General features: G+C 70.7%; 1 protein-coding gene. It reads right to left on the bottom strand.

All coding sequences use genetic code 11. The features are described 5' to 3' along the window. Positions 1–263: YidC/Oxa1 family insertase periplasmic domain-containing protein (locus tag AC0IYH_RS32150; RefSeq protein WP_471838366.1), on the bottom strand; the 263-nt coding region annotated here is incomplete at both ends.

The raw sequence follows: 263 nt of genomic DNA, 5'->3' as shown, positions 1-263 counted from the left end.
CATTCTGCACGGTCTGGCGGACGGTGAACATATACCCGTCGTCGACGGCGAGTTGGATGCCGAAGCGCTGGCCGGTGGCGTTGGTCGTGGTCAGCATCACCGGCTGGCCGGGCGCGAGCTTTTGCGAGGAGGCGGTCCAGACGGCGTCGGCGGCCGGCGGCGTCAGGCCCTCGGCACGCCAGCCGAAGCCGGCGAAATACGCCTGCGGAGCGCCGGCCGGGGACAGGAGGCGGATCGGGTCGGAGTTCCTGGCGACCGTTTCC

It is taken from the genome of Pseudomonas sp. AC463 (genome assembly GCF_979253585.1).
This window is presented reverse-complemented; position numbering and strand designations above follow the sequence as displayed.